Genomic DNA, 13,583 nt, shown 5'->3' with positions numbered 1-13,583 from the left:
GGCCCAGTCCGATCCAACTTCAGACTTTTGCCTCGGGATTCGTTATTGGTTTAGCTATCACTCGGCGACCGGCAATGTGGGCGAAGTGTTCGCGGCAGGCCCAGGGATATCGATATCCTCAATCATTTTGGCTGGAGACGATTCCGGAATGACCGCCGCGTCCAACCGCTCTTTCTGAGCTTGCTCATGTTCGAGGTAATTCTTCTCGTCCGCGAGAATCTGCTCGTTGATGGCTTTGCAATATTCCATGTACGCGGCCGGAGCGGGGCCGTGGGCAAAACTCAAGCCCGTGCAAAACTTAGTCGGATGCTCTTCAATGAATGCAGTGGTGAACGCATGGATCTGCTCGCATCGTGGCTCAGGACGCGCGATGAGCACGTCTTCGGCCTTATTGATCGCCTTGGTCGGATTGGCGTCGATCCAGAGTTGGGGATAGGGAAGGCCATTCATAACGCCCTTGAGCGTCTGACGTCCCGAGTACCTCAACTTGCTCCATGGCATCTGGTACGGACCAGCAGAGTACTTTTCGCTTGCGCCGCATTCTTCCCCACTGAGCAAATGGGCAAGTTCAACCGATAGCATCAGCTGTCGAGTGGAGGACGCTGCTCCCAAGCGAAACCCGGTATCGATGGCAGGGCCAACAAAATCGCGCGTCAAACCAGTCGTGCCCTTCTCATATTCCTGAAGGAGCCGATCATTCGCCCACGCAAAGTTCTCGTCGTCCTCGTCGTTGCCTACTCGCAGGATAATTTCCCGGTTGCTGATAGGGAAATCAGCCAGCCATGCCGTCGATTTGATGTCCAGAGCTGGATCAGCCTTCGCGAGAAATTCACGATACTCCTTGAGTGCGTTCAGCCATACCTGCATGCATGCGGCGGCTTGGGATGGGGTATCGATTTCCTTGGTGAAAAGCACTTCATCACCTATGGTCTTCCACAAGACCGGCTCCGAAGTTCCGAACAACTCATCCTTCGTTTCAGGATTATGGGCCTGGGCAACCTTCCAAAACCGCAGAAATGTGGTTTCTGCGTATCTGTAAAATCGGCCCACAGTATCGAACCAGTCGCTGCTGCTTTTGCTCCTCTGCTTGTAGGCAGTCGACCCGACGATGTCAGCGCTCAGGAACAGCAACAACTTCCGGCGCAACGTTGGCCTAGGGGCGAGAGTTATCGCCGCCGCATCTACGACACCGCTATCCATTATTCCAAGCTCAAGGATTTGGCCCGAATGGATGCCGCTTGTTGGGACACTTTGAAGAAATCAGCCAAACGCAAATCGCGATTACTGCTGTCCTTGAATTCATCGAACTTGGCGCGGAATTTATCGCCCGGCATCAGAAATGCCGCAGCAAACCAGTTGGCTTCATTTTCCGCTGGGCCAGACCCATAACGCTGGGCACGCAGATACTGGATATTCGCGTTGCGGTGCTGGTTAGCGTAAAGATAGTGCAGTACGTAATGACCCAACTCATGGGCGGTGGTGAAGCGGTCCCGCAACGGACTGGTGTCCATCGAAATGTATATCTTGAAGCCGCCAGGAAAAATACGAATGGAACCCGACTCGGATTGATCCATGTCATCGCCGTACTCAATCACGCCCCCTAGGCGTTCGACCAGTGGCTCCAACGCTTCGCCAGGCGCGTAGCCAAGCTTCGTTGCGATATTGCTCGCGAACGCTGAAACCTCACCGCGGGAAAACCCCAATGCGGTGGGCTCGCTCCACTTGCTTCTATCAATGGATTGAATGTTCATTGTGGACCCCAGTAGACCGGCATATTGGCGCGATTTTCCACGGCCGGTAGTGTACCAAAATGGCTGTTTACGGAAGGGTTAGGTCGGCAGGCTCCACGCTATGGTAGTCCCGTCTCAATAGTTGCGCCCGACCTGCGCGCCGGCAAGTCCTTGGGGCCGAGCGGTCATTATGGCTTTACCCGACAACCCCCTGCGCCGCTAAAGCTAGCCCTTGATACAGGGAGATCCAATCCAGCCTTGGTGTGCCGCTCCCTGCCGGCGGCTGGCATTGCTTTAGGTCTTGGGTCGCACAACGCTTGCGTTGGCCGACATCTCTCGGCGCCACCCCCCGCGCCCTCTAGAGGCTTCGACGCCGGGTCCTGCCGCATCGTTGTCTTTACGTCCACTTAATGTTGGGCGCACAACTTTCCGAAGACACCTAGAAGGGTAATGCCTTAGCGCTATGCCTTACCTTTGCGCTCCGTCGAATCCCTCAGCAACAGCGCCAAACTCCCGAGAATTCCCCGCGCACATGCCGTTGCCACCGGCCCCCCTGAGGCGATTTGCTCTAGCAGCTTGGAAAGCTCTTCCAGCACTGGGACGCTCTCATTCTCAATACATAAATCAGCATATCGGCATAATTTAAGCATCTCGTTCGTCGGCCGTTTTCGCTGACCATTGAGAGCACGACTGATCTGTGACTGGGGCACTCCAGTTTCCTTTTCTACGTCATTTTGCGTATGTCCACTTGCATTCATACGTGCCCGCAACGCAGCCGGGAGCTGGATCATTAAAGGATGAGTTGTGGCTGTCCTTATTGGCATATACGCATATTTTATGGCATACTTCCCCTGTAAGAAAGCCCCGCGCAAACACGCACCCCACCAGCTCTTGATCACTGTCACTTTCGATTAGCGTTCCAAGTGATTAAGTGCCAGCTCTAAAGTGTTTGTTGCGCAGCTGTCCTTGACCCATCGGCTTGTCCCTTGGTTCTGATTTCGGATTGGAGAAGCACATGCAGCGCGCCTACGTGATGCTGGAATCAATGGCAGTCTGTGTCGATTTGCCGACGCCCGAGACGGAGGTCATGCCGGGTGTTCAATGGGGGCAGGTCGAAGCTTTTCCTTCCCCAGCATATTGGGCATACCAAGTCATCGCACGACGCATTGAGGACCGCTCGATCAACTATCGGTTAGGTCGGACCCTGCGTGAAGAAGTTGGTGCCTGCCTGCTAGGTGGCCATGGTATCCCAGCTCGCATTGGGCTTCTGGCTTTCGAACATCTGAAAGCCAAGGGTGCATTTGATAGTTCCGATCCAGATGAAGCAACTTTGCGTGACTGGTTGTCAGAGCCAATAGAGATCGATGGCAAGCGCGTCCATTACCGTTTCGCTGCACAAAAGGCACGATACCTTGCTGGAGCACTAGAGGCGCTCGCAACTGAACCCTCACCAGAGAATTCCGGACGCGAGTTACGCGATTGGCTACTCGGCATTCCAGGGATCGGGTTCAAGACGGCCTCATGGATCGCCCGCAACTGGCTCAATGCCGATGACGTGGCAATTCTCGATATCCATATCTTGCGTGCTGGTGCTCTTGCGAAATTCCTAGACGCTGAACTGACAGTCGAACGTCATTACCTTAAGTTGGAACAGCAATTCCTCGCTTTCAGCAAAGCTTTAGGAGTGCGGGCGTCGGAGCTCGACGCAGTAATCTGGTGGGAAATGATGGCATCACCACGCACCGTCGCCACTGTGATGGAATCGCTACCCGACGGAAAATTCAAGCAAAAGCATGCGATTTCAAGGTTTCTTCCCAAGGATCGCGACACCGACTCCCTGCAACTTGCCCTGATTGGATAGTTGGGCAACCCATGGGTTGCCGGTAATACCAAGCAGGCAGTAGTTCAATCCCAAAGCTGCAGCGACCAACGCAATGCTGCTCTGCAAAACTCCCGCATCACGCCAAACCAAGCTTTCCGGGTTCTGATATTTGGCAGCAGTTTTTCCAGGCTCAGCTACAAACAGGATCAAGCGGCCACCGCCCTGCGGCATTACCTGTCCGCTGTAATCGAGTAACGGCTGCAAAAGCCTATTGCCATTCGCTAAAAGGTCCAGACTGTGTTCTTGGGGGTTGTAACGTGCCCAACTATCTTCATCTGCAAGTTGGATAACTAGATGGATGGGATGAATTGCACCCGCTGAGGGCGACGGTCGATATTCGATCTGAAATCCAAACGGGGATGGCGCCGATTCCTTCGTCCGTGCGACATGCCACAACAAAGCACCCAATAGCGCTTCAGGAATAGGCGCAAACGTTCGTTCGCTACGCCTTGCGTCTAAAGCTGTCGCCATCGGCGCCAACGCACCTCCATCAGAGATCGCTAAAGAGCGACGCTCCGTTATCTCCCATTCAATGGGGGCGTAAGGGTTGGGCGCGCCGCGAGGTACAGGGTCAGTCCCCAGTGGCCACATCGCGATCCAGCTCCTGCAGAACCTCAAAATACTTGTTGCATCCACGACAGTCGCAACAGGGAACATCAGCCTTGTGGCAACTGTGGGCCCAAGCGAGCATCGATCGCGGAATATTGGATTTACGAACCAGATCCACTGTCCTCAAACCGATCGCTGGCGCTTCAACAACAATACCCCCTTCCTGATAAGAAAGCAGGCGGCTGATGTGCATAAAGAACTCTGGCGTACCGTCCTTGTGAACGCCATCCGACGCAACTGCGCCCATCCAGAGCCGCTGAGTGCCACTCGCCACAGCCTTCATCGCAACCAGCGTCACCAACAGCTGGTTACGATACGGCCACCAATCGCTGGCCGGCGCATTCGGGTCCGGCAGAGTGCCCGCCATATCACCCGAGCCCAATGCTTTGGCGTCGAAGTGAATTACCGTATGTGGGATATCCAAGACACGGCAAATCGCAACTGACGCATCAATCTCGGCAGTTGCAGCGAGCTGGCCGTAGTCGACTGTGAAGGCCTGTTTAGGGCGCTTCCACCACGCCAAAGCGATGGAATCCATTCCGCCAGAGAGCAACAGTGCTGTCTTCATAGAGAAGCGGCGACCCATCCGGTCTTATAGATCGCACTGACAAAGTCCTGCCGCATGAAGCATCCCGACCCAACCATCATCTTGCAGTTCTCGGCTGTCTCGTTCTCGGCATAGACAATCACCGGCTTCCCATCGCGATAAGCGAAACCGACCTCGAAGACAGTACCGGCATCGGAACCGTCCATGATGGCCAGCAATAAGTCACAGTCACGAATGCCTTCGATGTCCTTGGGTACAACATCTGCAGCATCGCCTGGGCCGACGTCGTGATAGGGAGAGAAAACGTCCAATCCCATGTCGAGCAAACTTCGCCGTGCCTGATCGACTACCCACAGCTCTCCGAGTGTGAAGAACGGACCAGCAAGATACACCTTACGCCGAACTCCGTTTTTGTAGTCGCCCGAAACAAGGATGGGATCCGGTTTGTAATTGTCGAGTTCGGCAGCAGTGGGAAAACCGAGGTGTTGGCAGTAGAACGCGGTCGCGCGAGACGCTCGATCTGCAGCCTCAACCGGATCACGCCTCTCTTCCATCCATGCATAAGCAAAGTTGGCCGCGAATTGGTCGCCTGAACCTATCTTCCAAACTTTGGTTGTTTCGTAGGCTGGAACCTGGGTTGCCTTGCCGCTGTGCCAGACAAGTGCCCCTTGTGGACCGCACTTGATGACTACGACTTCGGCCCTTTCTTGCTGGGCTAGCTGCTGAGCAACTTGATCCAACGGAAGACTTTCGGCCGCCCTAAGCAGGGCACGCGCCTCGTACCGATTCAATACCAATGCCAAGTGATTGGCTGTCGATCCGTTGTGGTGAAAGGACTCTGGCATGTCGACATTTTGCGGATCGAACACAGCGTAATCCGCATTAACGACGGCCGTGCTCTCCAACATGCCGTAGCGTAAAACAAGGTCATCCTTGACTTGCAACGGAGAGAGTTGACTCGTAGGGCGCCAAAACTTTGGGCGAGCCAATCCATGTTCATAGTAGAAACTGATGTTTTCGATAGTTACGGAGTCACGAACAACGAACCCCTCCGCTGTTTTCCGAGCATCTATAACGTCTTTTGCAGTAGGTGTCAGGTAGCAATGCAAAGCCGCTTGGCCACCCAATTTAGCGACCGCACTTACCGCACGCCCCGCTGAACCATAGAACTCGTCCCAATTGGGACGCATACATTGCTCCCGATATACGCCGCCAACGATCGCCAGCATATTGATCCCCCTGCAGAGTTGTGGCCGTTAGACGGGTTTGATTCGAACTCGGACCTGGCCGTCGGACTTGGAAATCACTGTGGCCGTATATTTTGTCCCTCCTTGGATGCACTCGCGTAATCTATTCGTCTGCGCATGCGTGATGCCACCCGCTTTTTCACGCTGATACATCAAGACAACGACACTAGTTGCGCCTACTTGCTCGAGTTCAACCTGTAGAAAATTGTTGGCCGACAACTTTGCAATGACAGATTCCTTCGGAGAGGAAATCGTCGTTTCAATGATGAGGCGATCGCAAGAAATTGCCACATCATCGCTCAGCCCACCCCCGAAACCACTTCCAGATCCAGACATAACGCAACTCTCCTGTTAAATGCCTTTAGTTAAATGCGACTCGTCGCACTGATTAAATCAGTCTGTACAGAACACGGGCCAACCCCTTACAGATACCGGCTGTGAACAAGTGGTCTTCCCCGATCTACGCACATTAACAATTCATGCAGACCGCTTCACTATTTATCCCCATGAGTGAATTTGACCGCCGCATAAGAGCGATACAACCGGAAAAACGTCCACCTCCGCTGACTTAATAGCATTTTTCCGCAGATTAATCAGCATTCAAGCAGCTGACTTGTTGGTCTTCTTCTTGCGAACTCATTGGCGCCATTAAGAAATCGTGCGCTCGTTCAAAAAACACTGATTGCGATATATCGAAATCGGACGTCCGAATTCGATTGAACGGTCCGATGTTGCATTCCGTCATGTCAATAAGACACCCACGCCTACGTTATCAGTCCAAATTCGAACATCATCTTCAACTTCGGACAGGCATAGAAATATTTATCGATAAAAGTGTGAAAGCTGTGTTGTTTTCGAAAATTCGCGTTGTTAGGTTTCGATTCACCCGCGGGACAGGACACAACTGGAAAGCGGGCATAAACCCGCCTTTGTGTCAGGCGACATTTCTTCAAAACTACAAGGAGTATTGAAATGAACGCGATTCTTTCTCTGCAAACACTGGAACTCGAAGAAACGGCAAGCGAAGGGAACAGTGGCCTAAGCGCTGGCTGCACTTCGGCGAGCGGCGTGAGCTACAACTGCGGTGGCAGCACCAAGTTCCAAGGGTTCTGATTTACACCAGCTGGCGCTGGTATTTCTCCAGCGCCAGCTTTCTTTGGTAGGGGCGCCGAATGCTGCATACATTAGCCGACAAAAATTTCTTCGAAGACATCGCGAATATAGAATACAACTCTAAATTTCAGGATGTCCTTCTAGAAAATCTACCTGCAGAGTGGACAACAAGCATAAGCGGCGTTTGGCTGGCAGCTCATCCCCCTGAAAGGAAACTTCGGCCGCATGGGTTCAAAATTCATCTATCAGCAAAGGCAACTCATGCTGAGGATGTTATCCGCGCTGGTTCCCGTATCTGTTTCGAACAGGGAATTTCTTTCAAGATAGCGAGAGATCCTCTGATGTTGTCCGTTATGAACTCGAAGCATTACCCTCGAGGCAATGCTGGGAAGTTGATGACCATTTATCCCCAAGACGAGGAGCAGTTCCTCATAATTGCTCCTCTTTTGCATGATGCAACTCAGAATTTTGAAGGGCCATACATTCTCTCTGACAAGCGCTATACCCAGACCGGAGTTGTCTACTACAGGTATGGGGAAATCGTCTCGCACACAAAATTAACCATTTCGGGGACACGCCAGAGCGAACTATATGCTCCAGACGGATCAACCTATAAAGAAGATCGTCTGCCCTATTACAAACTTCCGCCGTGGGTAACGGAACCATTCCCTGATAGTCACGATGGATCCAGTAGCGAAGGCTCTGGTCTCGTTGGTGGACGCTATAAGGTCATAAAAGCGCTGACCTTCTCAAACGGCGGGGGCATATATCTCGCGACAGATACCATCTGCAACGATCGAAAGGTCGTTTTGAAAGAGGCAAGACCCCATGCTGCACAGTTTAGATTAGATACTGGGGACTTAGATGCGTCGATGCTGCTGCGCCATGAATTTGATGTCCTCTCTCGACTTATATCCATCAATGGGGTAATTGATGTTTACGACATCATCCAAGATTGGGAGCATACATTCCTAGTAGAGCAATACTTCGAAGGTGTACCGTTTACACGATTTCGAGCCAGAAGTGACATCAATCTCCTGCCTTTTGAGCGCGACGAGGAGAAGGCCAAAAATTTCTGCACGAAAATCTCGAAGATCGCCTTACAAGCAATTGAAATTTTAGACGAAATACATCGTCATGATGTTGTTGTAGGAGATTTGTCCCCAGGGAATTTACTAATAGATCCAAATACCTTGGAGATAACTCTGATTGATTTTGAGGGAGCTTCGGTTGTAGGCGGGACTATTCCAAAAACATTTACGTCCATGTGGGCAACCTCTGGGTTCAGAGACAAGAGCAAAGCTGAGCACCAGGATGTCAGCCAGAAGGATGACTGGTACGCCCTTGGAATGATCGTGTTCAGTGCCATACTGCCGATTCAATCGTTATTCGATTTTGATGCATCGAACGTTGAACAATTCCTTGAAGAACTTTCGAGTTCTGCAGGGTTGCCAGAAGAGATGGGCCTAGCAATTCATGCTTTATGGAAGGCAGAACCGGTGATGGCATCCGCCCACTTCCAACGCATGCTGACAAGTTCACAAAGCCCCATTGAACATCGAAAAGAGCCCACTGCCAACAGGGATATTGCTCCCCTAATAGCCGAGGTCCTTGATGGTATCGATAAATTCCTAGGCGTTACATGCCAACCAGAGCGGACAGATCGCCTATGGCCATCCGACCCGGAATCATTCAATACGAACCCGCTAAGCGTCGCTTATGGCTGCGGCGGCCCCATGCAATATTTGTCACTCCGCATGGGGCTCACCAGCACCCAAGAGACCTGGTACTTGAACGCAATTGAACGTTCTAATGAATTACCACCGGGCCTCTATAACGGCAGCGCCGGTATTGCGGTAATTCTGCACCAAGCCGGATACATTGCCGAAGGAAAACGGCTGCTCAAGCAAGCTCTAACATCTCCTTTAATTGGTGAGGAGAGCAACCTCTTTCAAGGCGACGCCGGAGTTGTCCTCAGCACATTGCTTTGTGATGCTTTCTCCCAAAATCCAGAGGCAATTTCAGTAGCGACAAAGATAGCAAGACAGCTAATTTTCCGGGAGAGTAAGAGCAATTCAACGAATAACAAATCATGGGAAATCAGTGCCCATGGAAAGCACCATCTGGGCTATGCATTTGGCGGATCTGGCGTCGCTTTGTCGCTGCTTTACTTAGGGACATTTTTGAACGATGAACAAATAATTTTTGCAGCCAAAAACGCCATCGATGCGGAGATTGACTTGGCTATCAGTGATGGTAAGCACATTTCGTGGGGTGCAACCCCAGCTGCAAGCGTCTCGGAACCTTACTGGCTACACGGTGCAAGTGGCGTTGGCTCAGCTCTCATTCGATTCGGATGTATGTTGGACGATCCCCGATACACCGATCTTGCACGGCAAGCCGCAGACAGCTGCTTTTCAGCATTTACCGTCCACCCCGGGCAATTTGAAGGCATGAGCGGTATTGGCGAGTTTATGTTGGATATGCATCAACTCACTGGGGACGCCCTTTACTTAGAGCGGGCACGGATTCTTGCCAAGAATGTTTCTTTATACCGCGTCCAGGGGCAGAGGAGTCTTGGATTTCTTGGACGCGGACTCCAACGCCTGAGCTGTGACTATGCATATGGCGCCTCAGGTGTTGGCTCGTTTATGCACCGCTTACAGAATGGCAACAGTCGTTTTATGCACGATCTCCCCATGATCAACCAAAGCCGTAAGGCGTAGCGCTGCCATGTGGATCCCCGATCGCGTTCGTCGCCTTTTGACTTCCTTGCTTCGGCAAAGATGGAAGCTGTTGTTGTTGCTGCTTGTATTCGTGACCGTTCAAACCACCATTGCAACAGCAGGAGACCCTCTTGTATTGAAGTGGTTGGTTGATTCTCTTCAGCAAGGAGATATGCACAGATTTGAAATCATTGGTGTATGTGCGGTAATTTTTTTCACTGCAATGCGCGTAATGGATTACCTATATTCAATTTTCAAAGTGAAAGTCAGGCTCGCTTTAATGTCTGATTACACCAAACAATATGCTGAGCTGTACTTTGATCAACCCTACAATTCCATCCGGGAGAAAGGGGATGGTTATTACACGGGGCGGATATACGACGAGTCTAAAGAATTAGCCGGGGCTCTTGATACCGTCATAGGGATTTACAAATCGATTGTGGGATTCATAAGCGCGCTTGCAGTGTGCGTATGGCTTTCATGGCAACTTGCCCTAGCCGTTAGCTTGATCGTTCCTGTGTTGCTGATCATTTCTAAACGCTATTCTGGTCGCATCTCGAATTCTAGTTCGGAAGTTCAAGAGACCGAGGGACAGCTGCGAACAACCCTATCGCAAGTTGTCGGCAGCTTCAAACTCTACAACACAATGCGCCGGGCACTACTTCCTCATAGTGCATTGTCTGATGCTCTTTCGAAAAACGTGCAATCGCGACTGACACTTACAAAACATACTGCTATCTTCGCTTTGATTAGCGGAATTCTTTTGTCCTATGCAGAGATGGCCGTACTTCTGGGCTCCGGCATTGCCGTAATATCGGGTGGACTAACAATCGGCGGCCTATTTAGCTTCATGGGAGCGTACTGGCGTGCCGTAAGCGGCGCTCAGAGCTTAATTGAACTCACGCCGCAGCTTGCCACCATGAACGGGGTCGCCGCTCGCTTGGAAGAATTTAAAATGCTTGCGAGTTGCAAAAATGACCGTGAATGCTATCAGGACAATGCAACCATTGTGCTTGACCGTGCTGCCGCTCAGCTAGATGAAAAGCGAATGCTATGTGGCATCTCATTTAGCCTAATTCCGGGGGACCGAATGCTAATTTCTGGTCCAAACGGCACCGGAAAATCTACATTAGTGGATCTAATCTGCGGGCTAAAAGATCCGATTTCTGGAGCAGCGCATTTGCCGGGAAAGGGAAGAATTAGCTGTCAATTCACTGACCCCGCTTTTTTCCCGGGAACGGTTTTCGAGAATGTTGCGGAGATTGCCGGAGTTCGGGGAGCAGAGAACTGGCTGGAACTTGTTGGAATCAGCGGACTACGTAATTCAAACCCTACGCTGCTTTCAGCGGGAGAACAAAGAAAGCTTCAAATTGCGATGGCGTTGGCTCAGGATGCAGACTTGTACATATTCGATGAGCCACTAGCGAATCTTGATGAGCGCAGTAAAGATACGCTCTTTACCCTTATCTTGAAAAAGACCGTTGAAAAAACTCTTGTCGTTGTTCTCCATGGTGATAGGGAACGACAGTCAGAGTTTAATGTGCACTTTACACTCGATTCAAATAGCCTAGCAGATGTGAGAACAGTCATGCCTGAAGACAGGGCGAATCCTGAATCACGTCTCGTCGAATGCACATACCGATAGAGTTGATCCGGTAGATCTAGAGCTTGATCAGGCGTAGATCAATGCGCTAAACGACAGCTTCCGACCCATTGTACGAACACCGATAAAGCTGATCGCCACAACCAATTGGGATGATCAGTGAATCGATGCGACCACTAATCTAGTGTTAATTTCCGGCCGGAAGTGAATGTTAGGTACCCACGATTTTTTGAGCGGTCAAGGTAGATTGGCCGCGACATATTTGATCGCCGAGCTCAACAGGGCTTTGGGGCATAGATCGGCTGGCCAGCGATCTGCGTGGGAAGTTCCCGGAATGAAGAGTTTTCCGCACCGACCTGAAATACATGCGTCTTTTGCCAGGCATGGGTGGACGCCGAAATAGGGCAACTAGGTGTTGCCCTATTACCTTGGGCGACCACGTCCTACTGCTGACTAACTCAAAGACCCGGCCGAGCGCCTGCGCTGCGCCCAGGCAGCCATCGCCGACGGCTGGTCGCACAGCACCCTTCGCGACCAACTGCTGGAGCGCAGGGGCAAGGAGATCCCCAACTTCGAGGCACGGTTGCCACTGCCCGCGGAACAGGCCCGCGAGACACCCTAAGACCGTGTTGGCTTGGCCGATCAGTTTATTTGGTGGACCTGATCAGTTTGTTTGGCGGCGCTGTCCAGATCGCTGGCGTTTGGTACTAAGGACACTTGGCAGCGCACCGCTCGGCAATTTGGCAACAAGCTGTTGCCAAATTTAGCTGCTGTTTGGCCCATAGCCGAGGCAAGGACGAAATCGGCTAACAGTCGCTAGCCAATTGACGAGTGCGGGTAGCTGCAATTGGGCAGCAGGCTGCTGCCCAATTGCGAATCGGCCAGTCTTCCGTTAACGCCCAATGCTGCAACAGGTCGTAAGCCGTCTTATTGCATATTTGGCGACTATGATAATTGTGGTTCAATCTACTGATGTGGACGCCGGCGTAAGCATTACGGGCATTTCCGGAAAAACACATCGATGATCCTGGAGTGGTTTCTGTCAACTCATAGGCTCTGGGACGCATACCCGTCCAATGGGCGTGATTAGCTCGAACCCCACATAAGTTCTTGACGTTGCATGGATTGAACTTTGGCAAGATCCAGAAACCCTGTGGTAATCACCTAACGTTTCCAAATTGGCCTGCCCTACGATCTGATCAAATCGCCAGTGCGCTGGGTGCGCTCCAGCGCTCTGCCTGATCGACTTCATCGGTGTGTTCAGTCGAGCGTTGAACGCCTGTGAAAGGCGCATATAACATCAAGAATTGCGATGCCTAATACATCCGTTTTCAACGCAATCGTTCTTGCATAAGGGAATCCTAGCTGAGCGAATGCAACCTCCCGGGTAAATATCCAAATTGATTTCTTCTACTTTTGTTGATCCGGATTTTGACTTGAGTGCTTCATTACTTTTTTCAATGAAATCTCTCCAGTCACTTTTGTGAGACGCAATGCGAGTGCTATAACAAGTAACGGCGCCGCAAAAATACTCATGATTTTTTCGAAATCCGACTTTGATGCTAGATTGCGCGTTTTATTTTCTTCTTGGATCGACTTGAGGAATCCATTGTGAGCATTCTCGATGCTATCGAACTCCTCAATAATTTCTGGTTGATTAAATTTTCTTCTTAGCGGCTGCAGAGACTCTGGAAGCAGCTCTACGAAGCCCCTTGCTTCGTCTTTATTATTAAGCGTATCAATTGAAGACAATTTCTTAAAAACTTCACACGCGCTTTGATATTCCGCAACGATTTGATCTATGTTACTTGGCGAATACTCTGTTCTCAAAGTCGCGCGACAGATCGCCGCGCCAGTGGCGTCAGCCAACGCGTGTTTCAAGTCTTCTAAGCGAGACTGGCGGGCATAGCGATCAATGATGAGGGTAGTGCTGTACCAGTCCGTTCTAATGGTCGCGGATAGCCCAATGATGCTTATCAATGATAATGATATCCATAGATAATCGACTTTCTTCCAATTTAATTCATTGAGCGGCCAATGCCGAACCAGCGCAATATGAAAAGTTATTGCGATAAGTATGAAGAATAAAAATAAATACAACGGATTCATCGTAAACAAGATAAGTC

12 protein-coding genes are annotated in these 13,583 nt (G+C 51.1%); 4 read left to right on the top strand and 8 right to left on the bottom strand.

Annotated features, from left to right (window positions below; all coding sequences use genetic code 11):
- Positions 1–57: 57 nt before the first annotated feature.
- From Lysil_RS02515 to Lysil_RS13680, 3 genes are all read right to left on the bottom strand, one after another.
- Positions 58–1,200, bottom strand: coding sequence for a hypothetical protein (locus tag Lysil_RS02515; RefSeq protein WP_103073992.1), 1,143 nt, complete (start codon positions 1,198–1,200; stop codon positions 58–60).
- Positions 1,200–1,751: an ImmA/IrrE family metallo-endopeptidase gene (locus tag Lysil_RS02510; protein ID WP_103073991.1), complete on the bottom strand. Its 552-nt coding sequence runs from the start codon at positions 1,749–1,751 to the stop codon at positions 1,200–1,202. The genes Lysil_RS02515 and Lysil_RS02510 overlap by 1 nt, the downstream gene beginning before the upstream one ends.
- Before the next feature lie 440 nt (positions 1,752–2,191).
- Positions 2,192–2,521 (bottom strand): helix-turn-helix domain-containing protein, encoded by a 330-nt coding sequence (locus Lysil_RS13680; RefSeq protein WP_165782358.1) that lies wholly within the window; start codon positions 2,519–2,521, stop codon positions 2,192–2,194.
- Between the two features lie 224 nt (positions 2,522–2,745).
- On the opposite strand from Lysil_RS13680, the gene Lysil_RS02500 reads away from it, so the two are divergent.
- Positions 2,746–3,591 carry an 8-oxoguanine DNA glycosylase gene (locus Lysil_RS02500; protein ID WP_103074937.1) on the top strand — a complete coding sequence of 282 codons (846 nt, stop codon included), beginning with the start codon at positions 2,746–2,748 and terminating at the stop codon, positions 3,589–3,591.
- Here Lysil_RS02500 and Lysil_RS02495 read toward each other — a convergent pair.
- The 4 genes from Lysil_RS02495 to Lysil_RS13110 form a co-directional block, all read right to left on the bottom strand.
- A complete protein-coding gene (locus tag Lysil_RS02495) occupies positions 3,532–4,083 on the bottom strand; it encodes a nitroreductase family protein (protein ID WP_240600274.1) in 552 nt (183 codons plus the stop codon). The two genes, Lysil_RS02500 and Lysil_RS02495, sit on opposite strands and share 60 nt — an antisense overlap.
- Before the next feature lie 100 nt (positions 4,084–4,183).
- On the bottom strand, positions 4,184–4,789 hold the full coding sequence (locus Lysil_RS02490; protein ID WP_103073988.1) for a 7-cyano-7-deazaguanine synthase: 606 nt from the start codon (positions 4,787–4,789) through the stop codon (positions 4,184–4,186).
- Positions 4,786–5,997, bottom strand: a complete 1,212-nt coding sequence (locus tag Lysil_RS02485; RefSeq protein ID WP_103073987.1) for a PfkB family carbohydrate kinase — start codon at positions 5,995–5,997, stop codon at positions 4,786–4,788. The genes Lysil_RS02490 and Lysil_RS02485 overlap by 4 nt, the downstream gene beginning before the upstream one ends.
- Positions 5,998–6,024: 27 nt before the next feature.
- On the bottom strand, positions 6,025–6,351 hold the full coding sequence (locus tag Lysil_RS13110) for a hypothetical protein (protein WP_129588339.1): 327 nt from the start codon (positions 6,349–6,351) through the stop codon (positions 6,025–6,027).
- Positions 6,352–6,987: 636 nt separating this feature from the next.
- Between Lysil_RS13110 and Lysil_RS13345 the strand changes: the two genes are divergently transcribed.
- From Lysil_RS13345 to Lysil_RS02475, 3 genes are read left to right on the top strand one after another with little or no spacing between them, the layout of a single operon-like run.
- Positions 6,988–7,128 (top strand): hypothetical protein, encoded by a 141-nt coding sequence (locus Lysil_RS13345; RefSeq protein WP_165782356.1) that lies wholly within the window; start codon positions 6,988–6,990, stop codon positions 7,126–7,128.
- A gap of 59 nt (positions 7,129–7,187) precedes the next feature.
- The gene (lanKC, locus tag Lysil_RS02480; RefSeq protein WP_103073986.1) at positions 7,188–9,854 is read left to right on the top strand and encodes a class III lanthionine synthetase LanKC; all 2,667 of its coding nucleotides are present in this window, start codon (positions 7,188–7,190) and stop codon (positions 9,852–9,854) included.
- Positions 9,855–9,861: 7 nt separating this feature from the next.
- Positions 9,862–11,499 (top strand): ATP-binding cassette domain-containing protein, encoded by a 1,638-nt coding sequence (locus tag Lysil_RS02475; protein ID WP_103073985.1) that lies wholly within the window; start codon positions 9,862–9,864, stop codon positions 11,497–11,499.
- 1,368 nt (positions 11,500–12,867) lie between these two features.
- Here the strand turns inward: Lysil_RS02475 and Lysil_RS02470 are convergent.
- Complete coding sequence (locus tag Lysil_RS02470; protein WP_205756844.1) at positions 12,868–13,566, bottom strand: regulator of G-protein signaling domain-containing protein; 699 nt, start codon at positions 13,564–13,566, stop codon at positions 12,868–12,870.
- Between the last annotated feature and the right edge of the window lie 17 nt (positions 13,567–13,583).

This window comes from Solilutibacter silvestris, from assembly GCF_002895945.1.
GTDB classification, from domain to species: domain Bacteria; phylum Pseudomonadota; class Gammaproteobacteria; order Xanthomonadales; family Xanthomonadaceae; genus Solilutibacter; species Solilutibacter silvestris.
Note: the sequence above shows the minus strand (reverse complement) of the source record. Positions and strands in the feature narration are given on the sequence as shown.